The sequence below is a fragment of the Paraburkholderia caffeinilytica genome (genome assembly GCF_003368325.1).
Lineage (GTDB): Bacteria > Pseudomonadota > Gammaproteobacteria > Burkholderiales > Burkholderiaceae > Paraburkholderia > Paraburkholderia caffeinilytica.
Genome location: NZ_CP031466.1, coordinates 1,098,313 through 1,118,053 on the forward strand (window position 1 = coordinate 1,098,313; position 19,741 = coordinate 1,118,053).

The following is a 19,741-nucleotide window of genomic DNA, read 5'->3' on the forward strand; positions in this document are numbered from 1 at the left end:
TCTTCTCCTGGAGCCCATCATGGACAAAACCAGCACCCTGCAAAGCGTCACCGCGAGCGAGGCCGACGCGGTGACCGGTTATCGCACGTTCCACCTCGGCGATTTCGAATTCAGCCGCGACGCTTATTTCGTCACCGTCAAATGGCCCGCGAAAGGCCAGATCCGCTCGCACCAGATGCATGCCGACGACTTCCTGCGCGCCATGATGCGAGACGTTGCGTGGGGCTTCTTCTACGGCTGGGTCAACTTCGACGAAGTGATCGGCACGCGCAATCACTACGGCAAGGTCGATATGTACGCCGGTGCGTACAACGCGAGTTTCAAGGAAGCAGGCGTCGATCATATGCAGCAGTTCGATACACCGCTCATCATGGCGACCTTCAAGGCGATTCTGCGCGACTGGGTCAATGAAGGCTTCGATCCGTTCGCCGCGCCCGAAGAAACCGGTTCGGCGTTCGGCACGAAGCATGGCGACAACATCGCCGCGATCGAGCGCACGCGGATCGCTACCAGGCGCATGCCGGGCCTCGAAGGCGACTCGCCGTTGCGCGACGACTTGCCGGTCAATCGTCAGTTCGCCGATGTGGTTCAGGATGAACCCGAGATTCACGCAGAGCCCGGTTTTGAGGGCGCGTTGCATGCGTTCAGCCTCTTCAAGTACCTGTCGCGTTCGGACGTGACATGGAATCCGTCGGTCACGTCGGTCTGCCAGCAGAGCCTGTTCTGTCCGACCACCGAGGAATTCGTGCTGCCGGTGTTTCATGGCAACGACCGCGTCGAGTGGTTCCTGCAACTGTCCGACCAGATCATCTGGGACGTCGCCGATAAAAACAGCGGCGAGCCGCGTGCCCGCATCACGATGAACGCGGGCGATATCGCCGCCATGCCGGCCGACATCCGCCACAAGGGCTACTCGCAGAAGCGTTCGATGTTGCTAGTGTGGGAGAACGCCACGCCCGATCTGCCCAAGCGTTACGAAAGCGGCGAACTGCCGCCGTATCCGATCCAGATGTAACTCTCAGACATTCCCCCCGATCGTCGATCGAACGGCGCCAGACCGCTGGCGCCGCGGGGATTGTCACGTCCAAAGTTTTACTTGCGCGGGACTGACATGCAAACGCAACTCTTCATCGGCGGCCGCTTTGTGCCGGCTGCAAACGGCGAAACGCTCGCCTCCCTTAACCCGCACGACAACTCGGTGATTGCCGACGTCGCGATGGCTGGACCCGCCGATGTCGACCGCGCCGTGGCGGCGGCGAAAGCGGCGTTTCCGAAGTGGAGCAATCTCGCCGCGATGGAGCGGGGGCGCTTGCTGCTCAAACTCGCCGACTCGATCGAAGCGAACGCCGACAAGCTCGCGCGTCTCGAATCGCTCGATACCGGGCATCCGATTCGCGACACGCGCAATCTCGACGTGCCGCGCACCGCGGCCACGTTCCGCTATTTCGGCGGCATGGCCGACAAGTTCGAAGGCTCGGTGATTCCTGTCGAGCAAGGCTTTCTGAACTACATGACGCGTGAGCCGGTCGGCATTGTCGGGCAAGTGGTGCCGTGGAACTTCCCGCTGATGTTCACGAGCTGGAAGATGGCGCCCGCGCTTGCCGCGGGTAACTGCGTGATCATGAAGCCCGCTGAACTCACGCCGCTGTCGAGTCTCGCCATCGCCGAACTGATGGCGGAGGTTGGATTTCCGGAGGGTGTCGTCAATATCTTGCCGGGCCTGGGCCATGTGGCGGGTCAATACATTGCCGAGCATCCGGAGATCAGCAAGGTCGCCTTCACGGGTTCGACGGCAGTGGGCCGCAAGATCGTGCAGGCCTCGAGCGGCAATCTGAAGAAGGTGCAGCTCGAACTCGGCGGCAAAGGCGCGAACATCGTGTTCGGCGACGCCAATATCGACGCCGTTGTGCAAGGCTCCGCGTTCGCGATCTTCCATAACCAGGGGCAGGCGTGCATCGCCGGTTCGCGGATGATCGTGCATGAATCGATTGCCGACGAAGTGCTCGAGAAATTCACCGCGTTGAGCCGCACGATCAAGATCGGCAATCCGCTCGATCCACTGACCGAAATGGGCCCGCTTACCTCGCGTCAGCATCGCGACCGCGTGCTGTCGTTCGTCGACGTCGCACGCGAACAGGGTGGCCGCGTGCTGGCGGGCGGCAAGGCGCCGGACGCCGCCGCGCTGGCCAATGGCTGCTATGTCGAGCCGACCATCGTTCAAGCGCTGCCGGAACATCGGGTATCGCAGGAAGAAGTGTTCGGACCGTTCATGACGGTCACGACATTCCGCACCGACGAAGAAGCGCTCGCGATCGCGAACGGCACCGAATACGGTCTCGGCGCAGGCCTCTGGACACGCGACCTGCAACGCGCGCACCTGGTGGCGCGCGAGATTCGCGCCGGCATGGTGTGGATCAACTGCTACAAGCGCGTGAGCCCCGCATCGCCCTTCGGCGGTGTCGGCGCGAGCGGCTACGGCCGCGAGATGGGTTTCGAAGCGATGCGCGAATACACGCAGCCCAAGTCGGTCTGGGTCAACGTGGATGCGCAGATTCCACCTTACTATCCGCGCTGAACCGCCATGGAATCGTTCGTCTATAACGGCCTGGCGTCACGCGTGATCTTCGGCGCGGGCAGTCTCGACCAGCTCGATCGTGAGATCGGTTTGCTCGGCGCCACGCGGGCGATCGTGCTGTCCACGCCGCAACAGCGTGCCCAGGCCGAAGCGCTGGCGGCAAGCCTCGGCTCGCGGGCGGCGGGCGTCTACGCCGAAGCCGTGATGCACGTGCCGATCGAAACCGCTCGCGCGGCTCGCGACTTCGCCGCACAGGCCGGCGCGGATTGTGCGATCGCGATAGGCGGCGGCTCGACGACCGGTCTCGGCAAAGCCATCGCGCTCGAAACCTCGTTGCCGATCATCGCGATTCCGACTACCTACGCAGGCTCCGAAATGACGCCGATTTACGGCCTCACCGAAGCCGGTGTCAAAAAGACCGGCCGCGATCTGCGGGTGTTGCCGAAAACGGTGATCTACGACCCTTCGCTGACGACGTCGCTGCCATCCGCGTTATCGCTGACGAGCGGCATCAACGCAATCGCTCACGCGGCCGAAGGGCTCTACGCGCAGGACACGAATCCGATCATCGATTTGATGGCGGAAGAGGGTATCCGTGCGCTCGGCCAAGGTCTGCCTCGGGTGATGCTGAAAACGGACGATCTCGCTGCACGTGGCGACTGCCTCTATGGCGCATGGCTGTGCGGTGCGGTGCTCGGCAGCGTCGGCATGGCGTTGCATCACAAGCTGTGCCATACGCTCGGCGGCACGTTCAATCTGCCTCATGCGGAGACGCACACGATCGTGTTGCCGCACGTGCTCGCCTATAACCGCGAGGCCGCGCCTGAGGCGATGAGGCGTATTTCACGCGCGCTGCATGCCGACGACGCCGCGCAAGGCGTATTCGATCTCGCACGCGATCATGGCGCGCCGACCGCGCTGAAAGACATCGGTTTGAGCGCAACCGATCTCGACGTCGCACTCGATCTCGCGCTGAAGAATCCGTACTGGAATCCTCGGCCGGTCGAACGAACGCCGCTACGCGCGCTGCTGGAAGCGGCCTTCGAAGGCCGACGGCCGAATTAGCGCAAACGCCCTCACTCATACAAAAAATTCTGGAGACAACCATGGACGCCCATTCCTTCGATGCGAAGCGTCGCCGCTTCGTCACACTCGCCGCAGGCGGCGCGCTGGCCGCGTCAACCTCGGCGTTCTCGCCGCTCGTTTTCGCCGCGAGCCCGCGCACGCTGAAAATCGGCTACGTATCGCCGCAAACCGGGCCGCTCGCGCCGTTCGGCGAGGCCGACCGCTTCACGATTCAGCAGATGCAGACGGCGCTAAAAAACGGCATCGTAATCGGCGGCAAAACTTATCCGGTGTCGATTGTCGTCAAGGACAGCCAGTCGAATCCGAATCGCGCCGGCGAAGTCGCCAACGATCTGATCCTGAAGGACAAGATCGACATCATGCTCGTCTCCGGCACGCCCGAGACGGCGAATCCGGTCAGCGATGCGTGCGAACTGAACGAGATGCCGTGCGTGTCGACGGTCGTGCCGTGGCAGCCGTGGTTCTTCGGCAGAAAGGGCGATCCGAAGAAGGGTTTCCGCTTTACCTATCACTTCTTCTGGGGGCTCGAGGACGTGATCACCGTCTACACCGGCATGTGGCAGTCGGTGCAGACCAATCACAGTGTCGGCGGCCTGTTTCCGAACGACGGCGACGGCAACGCCTGGGGCGATGCGAAGCTCGGCTTCCCGCCGGTGCTCGCACAAAAGGGCTTCACGCTGAAGGACCCAGGCCGTTTTCAGAGCATGACGCAGGACTTCTCCGCGCAGATTTCGTCGTTCAAGCAGGCGAATGCGCAGATCGTCACCGGTGTCGTGATTCCACCCGACGCGAAGAACTTCCTCGTTCAGGCGCGTCAGCAAGGTCTGAAGCCCAAAGTTATTTCGATCGGCAAGGCACTGCTGTTTCCCACTTCGATCGAAGCGCTCGGCGATCTCGGCGATGGCCTCTCCACCGAGGTGTGGTGGTCGCCGTCGCATCCGTTCAAGTCGTCGTTGACGGGACAAAGCGCGCGGCAAGTCGCGGACGACTACGAGCGCGTCACGTCGAAGCAATGGACGCAACCGATTGGCTTCGCGCATGCGTTGTTCGAAATCGCCGTCGATTCGCTGAAGCGCGCGAAAGATATCGATTCGAATGAAGCGATCCGCGACGCCGTGGCGGCGACGAAGCTCGACACGCTGGTCGGTCATGTCGCGTGGGGCAGCGGGCCGGTGAAGAACGTGGCGAAGACGCCGTTGGTCGGCGGCCAATGGCGCAGTGCGCAAGGATCTGGGCAAAAGCATCGTTTCGATCTCGCCATCGTCAACAACCAGCTCGCGCCGAACGTGCCACTGTCCGGCCCGCTCAAGCTGATCGCGTGAATGCATAGCGGAGAGCGGCGATGAACCCAGTTCTCAGATTAACCGGCGTGTCGAAGCGTTACGGCGCGCTGCAGGTGACCGACGACATCAGCTTTGCGGTCGAACGCGGCGAGACGTACGGCATTCTCGGCCCGAATGGCGCCGGCAAGACCACGCTGTTCAACCTCGTCAGCGGCGACGTGCGGCCCGATCAGGGCAGCGTCGAATTCGAAGGCGCGGACGTGAACCACTTACTGCCCCATCGCCGGTGCGCGGCGGGGATCGGCCGCTCGTATCAGGTGCCGCGTCCGTTCGGCGGCATGACGGTGTTCGAAAACCTGCTGGTCGGCGCGACCTTCGGCGGTGAACTGGCCGAGCACGCCGCCTACGACGTCTGCATGGATGTGCTCGAACGCACCGGTCTCAAAGCGCGCGCCAACCAGTTGGCCGGCACGCTAGGCTTGCTGGACCGCAAGCGCCTCGAACTGGCCCGCGCGTTGGCCACGCAGCCGCAACTGCTGCTGCTCGATGAGATTGCCGGCGGTCTGACCGAGCCCGAAACGCACGAACTCGTCGACGAGATTCGCCGCGTGAAAGAGGCGGGCGTGACGATCGTGTGGATCGAACACGTCGTGCATGCACTGCTCGCGGTGGCTGACCGGCTGCTCGTCATCAACTTCGGCAAGCGGCTCGCTGAAGGCCTGCCCGCCGCCGTGATGGACGACCCGGAAGTGCGGCGCGTGTACCTCGGACTGGAGGCATGACCATGTCGGCATTGCTGGAGACTCGCGCGTTGAGCGCGTTTTACGGCGACTTCCAGGCGCTGTTCGGCATCGACGTGACGGTCGCGCCCGGCGAGGTGATTGCGCTAATCGGCTCGAACGGCGCGGGTAAGTCGACCTTTCTGAAATCAGTGGCGGGTTTGCTGCGCCCCCGTGCCGCCGATCAGATCCTGTATCGCGGCGAGCCGGTCGGCGGTGCGGCTGCGGCGAGCATTGTCGGCAAGGGCATTGCGCTGGTGCCGGAAGGGCGGCGTCTGTTCGCGAGCCTGAGCGTCGAAGAAAACCTGCTGCTCGGCGCATTTTCCAAACGGCCCGGCCGCTGGAACCTGCAAAGCGTCTACTCGCTGTTTCCGGCGTTGCGGGAGCGCCGTCACTTTGCGGCCACTGCCTTGTCGGGTGGTCAGCAGCAGATGGTCGCGATCGGTCGCGCGCTGATGAGCAATCCCGATCTGCTGATGTGCGACGAACTTTCACTCGGCCTCGCACCGGTCATCGTGCGCGAGATCTATGCGGCGTTGCCTGAGATTGTTGCCGGTGGCATGAGCGCGATCGTCGTCGAACAGGACGTGCAACTGGCGCGCCGCGTGTCGTCGCGTTTCTATTGCTTCCAGGAAGGGCGTGTGTCGCTGGCGGGCGTATCGGCCGAGGTGTCGGACGAGGCGATCACGCAGGCTTATTTTGGAGCGGTCGCATGAACACGTTCATCAATATCGTCGTACAGGGCGTGCTGCTCGGTGCGCTGTATGGGCTCTTCGCGATGGGGCAATCGCTGGTGTTCGGCGTGATGCGGCTGACCAACACCGCGCATGGCGATTTCATCGTGATGCTGGTGTTCGTGCTGTTTGCACTCACGAACTACGCGCATCTGCCGCTCGCCGTGTCGCTGTTTCTGCTGCTCGTGATCGCATTCGGTGCCGGTTACGCGGTGCAGTACGCGGTTCTCAACCGGGTCAGCAGCCGCGATCCGCTGCCGTCGCTGATCGTTACGTTCGGCTTGTCGATCGTGATCCAGAACGTATTGCAACAGGTGTTCTCCGCGGACCCGCGTTCGATTGCAACGGGCAGCTTCGAGTCGAAGAGCATCACGCTCGCCGGCGGCATCACGCTGGGCTATTTGCCGCTTGTCACGCTGGTCGTGACCACCGCTTTGGCCTTTGCGATGCAGTGGCTGTTCGGCCGCACGCCGCTCGGCCGCGCGTTCCGCGCCACCTCGGACGATCGCGAAATCGTGCAACTGATGGGCGTCTCCTACCGCCGCACCTATGCGTTGGCGATGGGAATCGCGTTCGTGCTGATCGCGGTTGCCGCCGCGCTGTATTCGATGCGCACGGCAGTGTCGCCAACCGATGGCCCGGCGTTGCTGCTGTACGCGTTCGAAGCCGTGATCATCGGCGGGATGGGCTCGTTCTGGGGGACTTTCGTCGGCGGCATGGCGCTCGGCATTGCGCAGCAGGTGGGCTTTTACTTCGATCCCGGCTGGGGTATCTGGCTTGGCCACGTGGTGTTTCTCGGCGTGCTGGTGGCCCGGCCGCAGGGCTTGCTGCCCAAAACCGCATAGAGGCTCGACATGACGATGCATATGAACCGGCCCGCAGGGGGCTTCGAAGTGCGGCGCGCGACCCGCGCGAGCCGTGTGGCGATGATCGTGCTGCTGATCGTCGCGCTGGCGGTGGCGAGCGCGCCATGGTGGGCGGGGCGCGATGCGATGCGCGACTTCGTGCAGCTCGCGTCGTATCTGGTGTTCGCGTTGATGTGGAATCTGCTGGCGGGCTATGGCGGGATGGTGTCGATCGGGCAGCAGGCGTTCTTCGGCATCGGCGGCTATGGGATGCTGATTCTCGCTAACTATTGCGGAGTCTCGCCGTTCGTCGCTGCGCCGATCGCGGCGGGAATCGCAACGGTCGTCGCCATTCCCGTATCGATGGTGGCGTTCCGGCTGGAAGGCGGCTACTTCGCGATCGGCACGTGGGTGATCGCCGAAGTGTTCCGCTTGACGGTGGCGAACGTGTCGGTGCTCGGCGGCGGGTCGGGCACCAGCCTCACCGCGCTGCAGGACGCGCCGCGTGCGCTGCGCGAATCGCTGACGCTATGGCTTGCGCTCGTTATCGTCGCGGCGGCGATCGGTCTGCTGTATCTGTTCCTGCGTTCCAAAGCCGGTCTCGCCTTGACCGCGATGCGAGACAACGCCGTGGCGGCCAGCAGTCAGGGCGTCGACGTGAAGCGTGCACGGCTGCTCGTCTATCTGGTCTCCGCGTGCGGCACGGCTCTCGCCGGCGGCCTGTATTTCGTCGGCAACCTGCGCATTTCGCCCGATGCCGCGTTCTCGGTGAACTGGACCGCATTCGGTATTTTTATCGTGATGATCGGCGGCCTGGGCACGCTCGAAGGACCGATTGTCGGCGCGTTGATTTTCTTCGTGCTGAATCAGTTTCTGTCCGACTTCGGCACCTGGTATCTGATCGGACTCGGCGCGCTGGCGATCGTCGTGACGATGTTCTTTCCGCAAGGACTGTGGGGCTTCGTATCGCGCCGCTACGGACTGCAATTGTTCCCCGTGGGACGGCGCGTCGTGTTCGTCGATGACGGCGCTTTACAGCACGATTCACAGCAAGCTTCACAGCAAGCTTCGCCGCACGGTGCATCGACGGATTCCGTCGAGACGCCGTCGGCTCCCTACCGTACATGAAGCGCATGAGGTCGACAATGAACGACGAAACCATCCATCCTTTGACGCAGAACGTGCTCAGGACGTTTGCCGGTTGCACGGATCCGCGTCTCAAGCAGATCATGACCGCGCTGGTCAAGCATCTGCATGCGTTTGCCAGCGAGGTCGAACTGACCGGCGACGAATGGCGACGCGGTATCGAATTCCTGACGGCGACCGGCAACAAGTGCAGCGGCATTCGCCAGGAGTTCATCCTGCTCTCGGACACGCTCGGCCTGTCGATCATGGTCGACGCGATCAATCACGAACGCGCAGGCGACACGACCGAGAGCAGCCTGCTCGGCCCGTTCTACCGCGAGGGAGCCCGGGATGAAGCCTTCGGCGCCAACATCGCCCGCACCGAAGGCGAACCGACACTGATTCACGGTTGCCTCGTCGACGAACGTGGTGCGCCGGTGCCGGGCGCATTAATCGAGGTGTGGGAAACGGCCAATAACGGCATGTACGAAGGCCAGGACCCCGATCAGCCCGAGAGCAATCTGCGCGGCAGATTCCGTTCCGGACCGAACGGCGAATACGCGTTCAGAACCATCAAGCCGACCAGTTATCCGATTCCGACCGATGGCCCGGTCGGACAGATGCTGCTCGCAACCGGACGTCATCCGATGCGGCCCGCGCATATCCACTTCCTGATCGAGGCACCCGGCTACGAGACGCTCACCACCGCGCTGTATTCCGCCGGTGACCCGTATGTCGAATCCGACGCCGTGTTCGGCGCCAAGCCGTCGCTCGTGATCGATTACGTGCCGAACCACAGCGCAGCCGCCGCAAAGGAATGGGACTTGCCGAGCCCGTTCTTCGAAGTCCAGCGCGACTTCGTGCTGAGCCGGCGACTTGCATGAGGAGGGCACGTCATGAATGCGGCGAGTCCCGAATCTCAAGCGGGTTTTCTGTGCACGCTCGACGATATTCCGGACGGCGGCGCGCTGGAAATTGCCCCTGAGCAAGCCGGCGTACCGGGCATCGTCGTAGTGCGCCGAGGCGACAACGCCTGGGCCTATCGCAACGTCTGCCCGCACTTCTCGATTCCGTTGAACTACGAGCCGAATACGTTCTGGGCCTACGACGCCGAATTGCTGATGTGCGCGCATCACAGCGCGATGTTCCGTTTCGAAGACGGGCAGTGCATCGACGGCCCGTGTCAGGGCGCGGCGCTCACGCGCGTTGTCATCCGTATTGAGCAGCGAAACATATTCAACGACGACTACAGGAGACAGGCATGAAAAAGACGAAATCGAAACGCTTTTCGATAGCAGGTTGCACGGTCGCTTTGATGGCGCCGGGTTTCGCAGCCGCGCAAAGCAGCGTGACCCTGCAAGGCGTGATCGATGCGGGCGTCACCTATGTGAACAACCAGCATGGCGGCGCCGCGACGCTGTTCGACAGCGGCGTGCTGTCGCCGGATTTGCTGACCTTCAAAGGTAGCGAGGATCTGGGCGGCGGCAATAAGGCGATCTTCGAACTCACGTCGCAGTTCGATCTGGGCAGCGGCGCGACGATTCCCGGCGCGGGGCAGCTTTTCAACCGCACAGCGCTTGTCGGACTCACCAACGACCGCTTCGGCTCGCTGACGTTCGGCAATCAGTACGACTTCATGTTCGAGACGCTGACGCTAGGACTGTATGACGGCGCGTTCCTGTTCGGCGGCATCTACGATTTTCGCCAGGGGCCGTTTACCGCGTTGGGCGTGCCGAACAATCCAACCGGCTCGTTCGACTTCGACCGGATGGCCGGCGCAACGCGCGTGGCGAACTCGGTCAAGTATCGCAGCCCGGATATCTCGGGCTTCACGTTCGGCGCGCTCTACGGCTTTGGCGGCGTGCCGGGCTCGTTTTCCGAAGACTCGACAATGAGCTTCGGTGCGAACTATGCGAACGGTCCATTCGGTGTGGGGGCGGCCTATGTCGACGTGAAGTATCCGCAACTGGGCAACGGTCACGACGGCATTCGCAATTTTGGTGTGGGTGCGCACTATAACTTCGGCAGCGTGCTGGCCATGCTGCTGTACACCAACACGAAAAATACCGCGAGCGGCGCGAAGATCGATGTCTACAAGGGTGGCGCGTCGTGGACGATCTCCGGGGCCTGGACTCTCGGCCTCGACTACGCGTACATGAAAGGCAACGACGTGCTGCTGGACAACAAGGCGCAGCAGATCACCACGGCGCTGCAATACAGCTTCTCGAAGCGCACCACGGGATATATCGAAGCGATTTATCAGCGTGCGAGCGGCGATGCTGCAGTCACGCGGGCGTGGATCAACGGTTTGTTACAGCCGGACGGCGCGGCAAGCAACCGGTCTCAGACGCTTGCGCGCATTGGCTTGCGCACCAGCTTCTGAACGAGAAGCGACGGCGGTTATTCAGGCAGTATTGCCACGCGGCTTTGGCGAAACTTGCCAAAGCCGCCTTCAGAACAACTGCCTCTGCCCCGACACCAAAGTCGTAAAGTCATCGCGCAATAGCGGCAGGATCGCGTCGGCGACCGGTTGCAGCTGCCGTGTCAGATAGTGTTCGTAGTCGATTGCCGAGCGCAAGGTTTCGAGCGGTTCCGGTCCGGCGGTCGTCATCACATAGCTGATCCAGCCGCCGTTCTGGTATTGCAACGGGCGCCCCTGTTGCCGGTTGAACTCGTCGGCCACGCGTGCCGCGCGCACATGCGGCGGCACGTTGCGCTCGTAATCGCCGAGCGGCCTGCGCAGCCGCTTGCGGTACACGAGCTGATCGTCCAGTTTCCCGTTCAACGTCTCGCGCACGTAGTCGCGCACGTAATCCTGATACGGCTGTTGCCTGAAGATTCGCCGATAGAGTTCCTGCTGAAACTGTTGGGCAAGCGGCGTCCAATCGGTTCGTACCGTTTCAAGCCCCTTGTAGACGATATCCTCGCTGCCGTCCGGCAACACGGTCAGACCGGCATAGCGTTTCTTGCTGCCTTCCTCGGCGCCGCGAATCGTCGGCATGAAAAAGCGCTTGTAGTGCCGCTCGAATTGCAGTTCGAGTGCGCTCTCCAGCCCGAAACGTTCCTGCAGGTTCTGCCGCCACCAGGCGTTGATATGCTCCACCAGCCCCCGGCCGATGCGGCTCGCTTCTTCTTCACCGTGCGCGTGCTTCAGCCACACGAAAGTCGAATCCGTGTCGCCGTAAATGACCTCGTAGCCTTGCGCCACGATCAACTCGCGCGTGGTGTGCATGATTTCATGGCCGCGCATGGTGATCGACGACGCGAGGCGCGGGTCGAAGAACCGGCAGCCGGTCGATCCGAGCACGCCGTAAAAGGCGTTCATGATGATCTTCAACGCCTGTGAAAGCGGCTTGTTGTGCTCGCGCTTGGCGGTTTCGCGCCCTTGCCACACCTGACCGACAATCGACGGCAAACAATGGCGTGTGCGCGAGAAGCGTGCGCCGAGAAAACCCGGCACCGACTGTTCGTCGCCGGGATTGCGCATGCCTTCCACGAGCCCCACCGGGTCGATCAGAAACGTGCGGATGATCGACGGGTACAGGCTCTTGTAGTCGAGCACCAGGACGGAGTCGTAAAGGCCCGGCCGCGAATCCATCACGAAACCACCGGGGCTCGCGGCACCGGCCACGTCACCGAGATTCGGCGCGACATAGCCTTGCCGATGCATGCGCGGCATATACAGATGCGTGAACGCCGCGACCGATCCGCCGCTTCGATCCGCGGGCAGGCCGGTAACCGTCGCGCGTTCCAGCAGAAACGGCAGCAACTCGGTCTTCGCAAAGATGCGCGTGACCAGCTCGCAATCTTTGAGGTTGTACTGCGCGAGTGCGGGCTTGTCCTCGTCGAAGCGACGCTGGATTTCATCCATGCGCTGATACGGATTGTCGATCGACTTGCCTTCGCCCAACACCGAGCGCGCGACATGTTCGAGGCTGAACGAAGGGAAACTCCACGTGGCGGAGCGCAGCGCTTCGATGCCGTCGATGATCAATCTTCCCGCGGCGCCCGCGAAGAAATGGTTCTGTTTGTGACCGTGCTCGCGCCATTCCATCACCGCGCCGCCGCGGCCGAGTCGCAGCGGGACGCGATATTGCTCCGCATGCTGCTGCAGCACACGCAGATCGAACTGCACGAGGTTCCAGCCGATGATCGCGTCGGGGTCGTGTCGTTCCAGCCATGCGTTCAGTTTTTCGAGCAACTGCGCGCGGGTTTCGCAGTATTCGAGGTCGAAGTCGATACCGCCGGCGTCGCCGTTCGGCGGTCCCAGCATATAGACCTGACGCTGCCCGCAACCTTCGAGCGCGATCGAATAGAGCTCGGCGTGCGCGCTGGTTTCGATATCGAGCGACACCAGCTTCAATGAAGGCCGGTAGTTCGTCGCCGGCTTCAATTCGCCGTTCAGAAGCGGGCCGCCGTTCTGCGCATGGCCGCCGAACCATACCGGCGCGGTGATGAAGCGCTCCATCATGTAGCGCTCGGGCGGAAAGATGTCGGCCTCGTAGACATCCACGCCGCCTTGTTTCAGGCGTTTCTCGAAACCCGTCAATTGCCGGTACTGCGGGCAGTACAGTCCCATCACCGGCCGATGCTGAAAGTCGCACAGTTCGAGCGGGCGCAGATCGAGCGGCGCTTCGCGGCGCAGGATCGTTTCCGCGCGCTCGCGGTGCGCGGCCGGAATGAACGCCACCGAAGGCTGAGGGCGCAGACGGATGTGACGAGGCCCGCCGTCTGTTGCCAGCCAGAAATCCACTTCAGTGCCGGCGGGTGTATCCCGCCAGTGTCGGGTCAAAATGAAACCCTGTTCAAGCTCAGTCAAACTTCCACCTCTAAACGGGCGTCATCGCCTGGCTCGATTTTACCGCTACGCGCTTTGCGCCGCGCCCCCGCCGCTTTCGTGGCAGCGATGGGGGTTGGTCGTTCGTACTGCGCGTTTGGATGCAGATGCGCCGCGTAGTCTGTATGATCGTTTTGCAGCGATTCCTTCGGCGCAGGCCATGCGCCAGTCAAGTCTACTAAGAACGGAGTGAGCGATATGACGTTGAGCAAGCTTGTTGTTGTGGTCGCGGTAGCTGCAACCAGTTTTGGTGCCCAGGCGCAAGTCGCCGGCACGCAACCCTTAAGCGTCACGGTCGAGCAGTCCAATGCGCTGCTGAGCGGCTGGAGTGTGAAGAAGAGCATTCTCGGCAAGACGGTCTACAACGACCAGAATGAGAAGATCGGTTCGATTCGCGATCTGGTGGTCGCGCCTGACGGCTCGTTGTCCGCTGCCATTGTCTCTGCCGGCGGATTCCTGGGCGTGGCGTCGCATGACGTAGCGGTGCCTATCGCTGCGCTGGATATTCGCTCGGGGAATTTCTATCTGGCCGGCGCGACGAAAGACGCGTTGAAAGCGACACCCGAGTTTCAGTACAACAAGGTTCAGGCGCCGCCGAAGCCTAAAAAGCTGACCGGCCAGTAATGCATCAAGCTGGTGGATTCAGCGGCTGGGCCGTACCAGGGTGCTCCTGAACGGCTCCTGAATCACGCGGTAAACGAAGACGGCGCTCGCGGCGCGAATCGGTAGCTGGGCCAAACCGATTCACGCTTGAGGCGCCGTTTCTGCTTTCAGTGCGGCCCCTTCGGGCCATCGTTCACGCTTCGAGGGCGAGCGTGGCGAACGTGCCCAGCCAGTGTTCGCCCATATAGTCGCCCGCCACATGCGGCAGCGCGCTCTGAAGATGCCGTTCGGCCGATTCGAACAATATCGTCCGGCACACGTCGCCGGCGGGCAGCGCGCGCGCCAGCGACCGCTGGCACCATGCGCGGCTCAGATTCAGACCGTCCAGGTGGGCAATCTTGCCATCGGTACGGTCGGTCACGATAACGGGTTCGAACAGCGTGGCGGGTTTCCTTGCGCCGAGATCCGGCAGAAAGCGCCTGAACCATTCGACGAATTGCGCGGGCGGCAACACGCGCCGCATCAACTCCGCTTCCATCAGCGAAGGCGACAGAAACTCGTCGCCGGCGGGTTCCCACGCCTGACAGGCGACGTCGTTCAGGAACCAGCGCTCCGCTGTATTCACCAGTAACGCCTCGAGCGATTCACGCGAAGTCTGCCGCGCGAAATCGAGCGTGAGCGCAAGCGCGAATGCCATGTTGAAGTGCGTGCCGACGCGCAGCGGGTAGGTCGCTTTCGGCAGAAATTCCTCGAAACGCTCGACAAAGGTCTGGGTAAGCGGCGCAAAAACCTTGGACCAGTGCGCGGCTTCCGAGAGCTTTAGCGAATTGAGTTGGGCGCTCAGCGCGAGCAGCCACGCCCATCCATACGGGCGCTCGAAACCGCGATTGTGCGACAGGTCGAGATACGCCAGCTCGCCAGCCACATTCGCTTCGGTGAAATGCTCGTCGACCACCGCGATGATGCGCGCCGCTTCAGGCAGATCGGGAAAGCGGTCGAGCAGATGCAGGATCAGCCAATAGCCGTGCACGCACGAATGCCAGTCGTAGCTGCCGTAGAAAATCGGATGCAAGGCCCGCGGACCTTGCACGTCTTGCGGACCGGCGAGCGAGTGCGTCAGCTTGTTCGGATACTCGCGCGTGAGGTGGGCCAGGGCGAGATTGGCGAATCTGGACGCGAATTCAGGCGTGAGTTGGACAGTCATCGGCGTTTCCTCGAAAGCGGAACACAAACAGGTATAACAGTATGATAGTGATGACCCGCAATAGTAAAGCAGCCGGCGATTGCGCCTCGATCACGCCATTCCAGCATTAAATCTGTGAATATGTTGGCGGTCCGAGGTCCGATAGGGTGCCATGATCCATCCCACACAGGACCCTGCCGCGCACCGAACGCAACCCGCTCAGGGCGCGTTGGGTGCGTCCTCGAGTCCTGATTTGCAGAGGCAGAATCATGTTCGACCGCGTATTCGTCAATGCCGTGGACGCCGACGGCAATCCGCTCAACCTCGCCGTGCATGAGGGGCGCTTTGTCGCCATCGGTCCGGAACGTCCAGGCACCGGCGGCGCGGAGGTCGTCGATCTGGCAGGGCACCTGGTGCTGCCCGGCTTCGTCGACGGACATATTCACCTCGATAAAAGCTTCGTTGGCGATCGCTGGCGTCCTCATCGTCATGTCGCGAGCCTGCGTGAGCGCCTCGCCGTCGAAAAGCAGGAACTGGCGAGCGCCGCGCCCATCGTCGAACGCGCCGACGCGTTGATCCGCCAGGCTGCGTCGTTCGGCACCATTGCGATGCGCAGTCATGTCGACGTCGACGCCACGACGGGGCTGACCCATCTGCATGCCGTCATGGAAGCGCGCGAGAAATGGCGTGGTGTCGTGGATATCGATCTCGTCGCGTTTCCGCAGGCGGGCGTCGTGTCGTGTCCGGGCACGGCGGCGATGCTCGATGCGGCGGCTCGTGAAGGCGCGCAGGTGGTGGGCGGTATCGACCCGACAACGCTGGATGGCGACGCTGAAGGCCAGCTCGATATTGTGTTTGGCATTGCTGAAAAGCGCGCTGTGAAGATCGATATTCACCTCCACGAGCCGGGGCAGCAGGGAATCGATCAACTACACCGCATTGCCGCGCGCACCCGGGCGTCGGGGTTGAACGGCCGGGTATCGGTGAGCCACGCCTACGGGCTTGGCGACGTCGCGCCCGAGGTGGTCGAGCGTGTGGCTGTTGCGCTTGCGGAAGCCGGCGTATCGATCATGACGAATGCGCCAGGCGACCGCGCGTTCCCGCCGATCCTGCCACTGCGCGCAGCGGGTGTACGTGTGTTCACCGGTAACGACAATATTCAGGACTCTTGGTGGCCGTATGGCAATGGCGACATGTTGCAGCGAGCCATGCTGATCGGTTACCGCTCCGGTTTCTATACCGACGAAGCACTGCGCGTTGCGTTGCACATGGCGACGGAAGCGGGCGCCGCCGTGCTGGAGAAAAGCGGCTACGGGCTGCGGGTGGGCAATGAGGCGACCTTCGTCGTCGTGAAAGCGCCGAACGCCGCTGCCGCCGTGGCGGCTGCGCCGGCCGATCGCGCCATCGTCCGAAGCGGGCAATTCTGGGGCGATTCGTCCCGCGTGCTGTTCAAGGTCACGGCGCCCGGGCCTGGCCGGTGACTTCATGGGGTTGCGTGGCTTTTAGCCGCGCGCCTGATTACGCAGCGTCGACCAACTCGCCTTCGCGCGCGACGATGCGCCCGTTTGCGATGACCAGCTTGCGCCTGGGCCGGGCCACCACGGCATGCGCGACGCATTCCGCGTCGACCAGTACAAGGTCCGCGCGTGCGCCGACGCGCAGGCCATAGTCGGCGAATCCGCAACCTCGCGCGGCAGCGTCGCTCACGCAGTCGAAGGCAATCGCGAGGTCGTCGTCGCGCCGCAAGTCGTAGCGCATGCCGATCAGCATCGCGCGCTCGAGCATGTCCGGTACGCCGTACGGCGACCAGGTGTCGCGAATGCCGTCGTTGCCGCCGAAGATCGTGATGCCTTTGTCCCGGCAAACCTTGAGCGGCGGAACGGGGCAAGACGCCGGCGCGCTGGTGAGAAGCGCCACGCGCAGATGCGCGATCCGTTCGAGCAGCGCGTCGCGCTCGCGTTCAGGCAATGCGCCGAGGCAAAACGCATGGCTCACGACAACCTGCCCCTGCATGCCCATCGCCTCGACCCGATCGAGCAGCAGTTTCAGCGTGAATGCGCCGACCTCGCCGGGTTCGTGCAGATGGATATCGATCGGCTTGCGGTAGCGTTCCGCCAGCGCGAAGGTCGCGTTCAATGACGCAACGGGATCGCCGTCGATCAAGGCAGGATCGAGCGCGCCGAGTACGTCGGCGCCGGCGGCGAGCGCGTTGCCCAGCAGTTCGACCGTGCCGGGACGGATCAACATGCCCGACTGGGGAAACGCGACGATCTGCATGTCCAGCACATCGCGCATGGTCTGCCGCGTGCCGAGCACGCCTTCGACATAGCGTATTCCCGCGCCGGTATCCACATCGGCATGAGTGCGCAGGCGTGTCGTGCCTGCCTGCACGAATGCCCGCGCCAGCGCCAGCGACTGGCTGGCCGCATCGTGTCCCGACGTCCTGCGCCATTCGCGCTCGTTGCTGATCCGGTCGGTGAGGGCGGGTCCGACCTCGTTGCGATACCACGACCGGCCCCAGTGGCTTTTGTCGAGGTGCGTGTGACCTTCGACGAAACCCGGCAACAGCAACGCGCCGCAGCCGTCTTCGGCCAACGCGCCGGGTTGCGCGTCGACATGCGGCCCGAGCGCCGCGATGCGGCCGTCGGCGATGGATACGGAGACCGGCTGGCCGTCAGCCAGCCGGACGTTGGAGAGAAGAAGAGAGCGAGTCATGGTGGTCCAGTCGATCTGACGGAAGCAGGGATACGGATCCGCAGCGCGTATTGCGCGACACATAACTTTTATCTATCGCACCTTTTGATTAATTTGATGCCGACAGCGCTGAATAATCGCCCGGGGCACGCCGTTATACAGGGAAGCTCACGGGAAGCACTGAAGGCCCGCACGCCACGTTGTTATTGAGTCCGTTCACCCACTTCTATATTACATAAAGGTGAAAACGGGGAAGATTTTCCGGCTGATGTCAGCCGCCTGTCCGCCGACGATCCCGGTGCCGGGCATTCGTCGCACTCGTATTTGAAGCGCGTGCCTGTCGATGAACTCAAGATCGACCGGCCGTGTGCGATCGGCATGGCGACGGTGGCAGGACTGGACAGAAAAGAAGGGGCGCAAAGACAATGAAAAACATCACGATCGCTCGCTGGCTCGCCATGACACTCGGTGGCGCGCTGCTCGCGCTGGCAGTGGTCAGCGGCTACGGATTGGCGCAACTTCACGCATCCTATCAGCGCATCGAAGGCTTGGAGACGCGCACGATACCGAGCCTGAAATCGATATCGGCCGCACTCGATAAAGTGGCCGCAATGCGGCTGGCCGTTTACCGCTACGTGGTCGATGGTGTCGACGATGCCAGCCGTTCGGGTATGAAACGGGACATTGCCGAGTCAGATCGTCAGTTTGACGAAGTAATTGCTGGCGCGCTGGCTCACGAACTCTCTGACGACACCGATCGAAAACTGTTCGAGGCGGATCGTGCCCGCATGGGCACGTATCGCGACGCCCGTCAGGCGTTCTTCGACAAGATGCAGGCGGGCGACCGCGATGGCGCACTCGCGATGCTTCACGACGGCGGCGCCGTTCATAACGCTGCGCTGGCGCTGAACGATGGGCTTCACGAGCATCTGAGCGAGAACATCGCTCGCAGCAACGTGGTGCGAGAGGAAAATGCAAACGCCTACCGGCTCGCGTTCAGCCTGATGCTCGCGATCGCCGGCGCGGCGCTCGTGGTGACCGGGATACTGGGGAGCCGCCTCTATGCAATTATCAGCCGGGGTATGCGTCAGATGCAGGACACTTTGGAGCGTGTCAGCCGGTCACTGGATCTTTCGCAGCGCGCAAGCGTTGTGCGAATGGACGAGATCGGTCACACGGCAACCGCACTAAACAGCCTGCTCGAGCAGATGGCCGCGGTGGTCGCCGAGGTGCGCTCATCGAGCGATGCGGTCGGTGCGGCGTCGAAACAGATTGCTGCCGGCAACCTCGATTTGTCGTCGCGTACCGAACAGCAGGCTGCATCGCTGCAACAGACGGCCGGCAACCTCGGCGAGCTCACTGCAACCGTGCAGCAGAACGCCGACGCCGCGCGACAGGCCAACGCGCTTGCTGTCAGCACGACGCGAATTTCCGATGAAGGAAATCGGGCGGTCGAACGGATGGTCGGCACGATGAGCGAAATCGCGGCGAGCTCCTCGCGAATCGCGGAAATCATATCGATGATCGAAGGCGTCGCATTCCAGACCAACATTCTTGCACTGAACGCAGCGGTCGAGGCGGCGCGGGCGGGCGAGGAAGGGCGAGGCTTCGCGGTGGTCGCGGCGGAGGTGCGTAGTCTTGCGCAACGTTCTTCGTCTGCTGCGAAGGAGATCAAGGATCTGATCGAGCAATCGGTCGCCACGATTCGATCGGGCTCGCAACAGGCGCAGGAGGCGGGCCGCGCGACCGCGGAGGTGCAGCAGGCGATACGCCGGGTCGCGGGTATTGTCGAAGAGATTGCTACGGCGTCGGATCTGCAGGGTCACGGCATCGAGGAGGTCAACGTGGCGATCGGCCAGATCGATCAGGTTACCCAGCAGAATGCGGCGCTGGTCGAAGAGGCGGCGGCCGCCGCGCAGTCGCTCGACGAACAGGTGACGCGCCTCGACGAGGCTGTTTCCATCTTTACGGTGGGCTCCCGCGCGTAGTTCCGCCGG

General features: G+C 62.8%; 17 protein-coding genes. 14 read left to right on the forward strand and 3 right to left on the reverse strand.

The window, feature by feature from the left end; all coding sequences use genetic code 11:
• Nucleotides 1-19: 19 nt before the first annotated feature.
• The 11 genes from DSC91_RS04975 to DSC91_RS05025 all read left to right on the forward strand — a co-directional run bounded on the left by DSC91_RS04975 (nt 20) and on the right by DSC91_RS05025 (nt 10,810).
• Nucleotides 20-1,015: a hydroxyquinol 1,2-dioxygenase gene (locus DSC91_RS04975; protein WP_115777103.1), complete on the forward strand. Its 996-nt coding sequence runs from the start codon at nt 20-22 to the stop codon at nt 1,013-1,015.
• Nucleotides 1,016-1,111: 96 nt separating this feature from the next.
• Complete coding sequence (locus tag DSC91_RS04980) at nt 1,112-2,575, forward strand: aldehyde dehydrogenase family protein (protein WP_115777104.1); 1,464 nt, start codon at nt 1,112-1,114, stop codon at nt 2,573-2,575.
• A gap of 6 nt (nt 2,576-2,581) precedes the next feature.
• Complete coding sequence (locus DSC91_RS04985) at nt 2,582-3,640, forward strand: maleylacetate reductase (protein WP_115777105.1); 1,059 nt, start codon at nt 2,582-2,584, stop codon at nt 3,638-3,640.
• Nucleotides 3,641-3,681: 41 nt separating this feature from the next.
• Nucleotides 3,682-4,983, forward strand: coding sequence for an ABC transporter substrate-binding protein (locus DSC91_RS04990; RefSeq protein ID WP_115777106.1), 1,302 nt, complete (start codon nt 3,682-3,684; stop codon nt 4,981-4,983).
• 20 nt (nt 4,984-5,003) lie between these two features.
• Nucleotides 5,004-5,726: an ABC transporter ATP-binding protein gene (locus DSC91_RS04995; RefSeq protein ID WP_115777107.1), complete on the forward strand. Its 723-nt coding sequence runs from the start codon at nt 5,004-5,006 to the stop codon at nt 5,724-5,726.
• A 2-nt stretch (nt 5,727-5,728) separates the two neighbouring features.
• The gene (locus DSC91_RS05000; protein WP_115777108.1) at nt 5,729-6,439 is read left to right on the forward strand and encodes an ABC transporter ATP-binding protein; all 711 of its coding nucleotides are present in this window, start codon (nt 5,729-5,731) and stop codon (nt 6,437-6,439) included.
• On the forward strand, nt 6,436-7,302 hold the full coding sequence (locus tag DSC91_RS05005; RefSeq protein ID WP_115777109.1) for a branched-chain amino acid ABC transporter permease: 867 nt from the start codon (nt 6,436-6,438) through the stop codon (nt 7,300-7,302). Before DSC91_RS05000 ends, DSC91_RS05005 begins: the two co-directional genes overlap by 4 nt.
• Nucleotides 7,303-7,311: 9 nt before the next feature.
• The gene (locus DSC91_RS05010) at nt 7,312-8,430 is read left to right on the forward strand and encodes a branched-chain amino acid ABC transporter permease (RefSeq protein ID WP_229758238.1); all 1,119 of its coding nucleotides are present in this window, start codon (nt 7,312-7,314) and stop codon (nt 8,428-8,430) included.
• A 17-nt stretch (nt 8,431-8,447) separates the two neighbouring features.
• Nucleotides 8,448-9,311 (forward strand): intradiol ring-cleavage dioxygenase, encoded by an 864-nt coding sequence (locus DSC91_RS05015; protein ID WP_229758237.1) that lies wholly within the window; start codon nt 8,448-8,450, stop codon nt 9,309-9,311.
• A gap of 12 nt (nt 9,312-9,323) precedes the next feature.
• Nucleotides 9,324-9,692 (forward strand): Rieske (2Fe-2S) protein, encoded by a 369-nt coding sequence (locus tag DSC91_RS05020; RefSeq protein WP_115777110.1) that lies wholly within the window; start codon nt 9,324-9,326, stop codon nt 9,690-9,692.
• The gene (locus DSC91_RS05025; RefSeq protein ID WP_115777111.1) at nt 9,689-10,810 is read left to right on the forward strand and encodes a porin; all 1,122 of its coding nucleotides are present in this window, start codon (nt 9,689-9,691) and stop codon (nt 10,808-10,810) included. Before DSC91_RS05020 ends, DSC91_RS05025 begins: the two co-directional genes overlap by 4 nt.
• Before the next feature lie 69 nt (nt 10,811-10,879).
• Here DSC91_RS05025 and DSC91_RS05030 read toward each other — a convergent pair whose 3' ends face one another.
• Nucleotides 10,880-13,246, reverse strand: a complete 2,367-nt coding sequence (locus tag DSC91_RS05030) for a DNA polymerase II (protein ID WP_115777112.1) — start codon at nt 13,244-13,246, stop codon at nt 10,880-10,882.
• A gap of 216 nt (nt 13,247-13,462) precedes the next feature.
• On the opposite strand from DSC91_RS05030, the gene DSC91_RS05035 reads away from it, so the two are divergent.
• Entirely contained in the window at nt 13,463-13,888 is a 426-nt protein-coding gene (locus DSC91_RS05035; protein WP_097396170.1) for a PRC-barrel domain-containing protein, read from the forward strand.
• Between the two features lie 172 nt (nt 13,889-14,060).
• On the opposite strand, the gene DSC91_RS05040 is transcribed toward DSC91_RS05035, so the two are convergent.
• On the reverse strand, nt 14,061-15,071 hold the full coding sequence (locus DSC91_RS05040) for a DUF2891 domain-containing protein (protein ID WP_115777113.1): 1,011 nt from the start codon (nt 15,069-15,071) through the stop codon (nt 14,061-14,063).
• A 248-nt stretch (nt 15,072-15,319) separates the two neighbouring features.
• Between DSC91_RS05040 and DSC91_RS05045 the strand changes: the two genes are divergently transcribed.
• Nucleotides 15,320-16,531, forward strand: coding sequence for an amidohydrolase family protein (locus DSC91_RS05045; protein WP_115777114.1), 1,212 nt, complete (start codon nt 15,320-15,322; stop codon nt 16,529-16,531).
• 37 nt (nt 16,532-16,568) lie between these two features.
• On the opposite strand, the gene DSC91_RS05050 is transcribed toward DSC91_RS05045, so the two are convergent.
• Nucleotides 16,569-17,765 carry an amidohydrolase family protein gene (locus tag DSC91_RS05050; RefSeq protein WP_115777115.1) on the reverse strand — a complete coding sequence of 399 codons (1,197 nt, stop codon included), beginning with the start codon at nt 17,763-17,765 and terminating at the stop codon, nt 16,569-16,571.
• A 404-nt stretch (nt 17,766-18,169) separates the two neighbouring features.
• On the opposite strand from DSC91_RS05050, the gene DSC91_RS05060 reads away from it, so the two are divergent.
• Nucleotides 18,170-19,732, forward strand: coding sequence for a methyl-accepting chemotaxis protein (locus DSC91_RS05060; RefSeq protein ID WP_229758236.1), 1,563 nt, complete (start codon nt 18,170-18,172; stop codon nt 19,730-19,732).
• Nucleotides 19,733-19,741: the final 9 nt, after the last annotated feature.